A 1,706-nucleotide genomic window follows, 5' to 3' on the forward strand; every position below is an offset into this window, starting at 1 on the left:
TCTGGAAATTTCATACAACCGAAATTCCCAGATTCCCACCGCCTCCACCACTACCTGAAATCAAAAAAACTCAGATACATAAACCTACCGAGCAAAAAGTGTTACCCATCTGCCCGGTCTAAACTGTTACCTATCTCCCAGGCTGCACAGAGTTAGAAGGAGATTGCGGCTTTAGCCGCTGAGGGCTTGCATCTAGTGTGGCGAGTCTAAAGTTCGCGACATAAATCATGAAAAGCCTGCCATCCGAAGCGTTGAAAAGCAGGTCCTTCACTAATCACCCTAGCGAACAAGTTCGCTGGGGACCCGAACGTTCAGGATGACAACATTATGACAAGAACTTCTGGGACACCACACTAGGTTGACGTCTACTCCGCGCGCAGCGCTTCTACAGCGTTGACTCGCGCAGCCCGAGCGGCAGGAATGGCAGATGCGATTACAGCTGCGGCCAGTATGACGAAGGCCGACAAAATGAATGCAAGAATTCCTGGCTGACGTACTTCCGTGATGTATATGGCAATCCCATGTGCGAAGGCGATGCCGGAGATAATGCCGGCGCCGACTCCGATGCCGGCGATCGCAAGCCCCTGCAACAGAACATCGGCGAGAATATTCTGGGGCTTCGCTCCCAACGCAATGCGGATTCCAAACTCGCGCGTACGCCCACTTACCGAGAAGGCAAGTACACCGGCAACGCCGACAATTGAAATCAGCAGGGCGACGGCCGCAAATCCACCGAAGACAAGGGCGTTGAGTTTGTCAGGTGTCATCACCTCGGCGCGAATGTCATCCAGTGTGCTGGCCTTCTCGATCGGTTGATCCGCTGAAATCTCATGAATCGTGCGGGTGATAGCAGGTGCAAGCGCGTAGGGATCATTGGTCCGGGTGCGCACGAAGAGCCGTCCCTGCCAGCCTTCCTGATCGGTCGGTTGGTAGACGGTCATGGCAGGCGATGGAATGATGTTCTCGTCGTCGATATCAGGCACGACGCCGACGATGCGGCGCGGCTCATAACCGATGCCAACGAACTTCATCACGCCATCGGTCCAGTGCAACTCGCGATTCAGCGCATCGCCATTGGGGAAGAGAGCTTTCGCAAGGCTCTGACTGACGATGACCACTCGCTCCGAGCCGGCTTTGTCTGTGTCTCTGAAATCGCGGCCTCCAAGGAACGGCACACCCAGCGTTTCGAAATAACCGGGCGAGACTGACCGGAACTTTGCGCGCCAGTCATCCACGCCGTTTTTGCGCGTTGAGCCTTGTGCTGCAAAGGTGAAGCTGATGTTGAGGCCCTGATCGTCACGCCAGGGAACGCTGAACCCTGTGGAGACATGATCCACGCCGGGCAGAGTGCTCACGCGGCGTGCAACATCGTGATAGAAGTTCTGGACCTGCTCAGGAGTCCTGCCGTACGTCAGCACCGGCAGATTCACGGCAAGAACGCGCGAGGTGTCAAAAGGCGGCCGCGTGTTCTCGAGCGTATAGAGCGTGCGCATCAATACGGCTGCGCCGGTCAGCAGAAGAAACGAAGCAGTAATCTGCATGACGGCGAAGATCCGCAGCCGCCGGCTGCTGCTTCCCGTGCTGCCGCGTGATCCGCTGCTGGTGAGGCTCGTACCAAGTTGGCCGCCCGCTGAAGGCAAACGAGGAACATACGCAAGGAAGACCGCTGCGACCAGCGCCAGTGCAATGCCGAACCACACCAGATT

General features: G+C 56.7%; 1 protein-coding gene. It reads right to left on the minus strand.

Annotated features, from left to right (window positions below):
• Positions 1-365 precede the first annotated feature (365 nt).
• Positions 366-1,706: FtsX-like permease family protein (locus AB4043_RS24590; RefSeq protein ID WP_442308403.1), on the minus strand; the 1,341-nt coding region annotated here is incomplete at its 5' end.

This window comes from Terriglobus sp. YAF25 (assembly GCF_052113305.1).
In the GTDB taxonomy this organism is placed as follows: Bacteria; Acidobacteriota; Terriglobia; order Terriglobales; family Acidobacteriaceae; genus Terriglobus.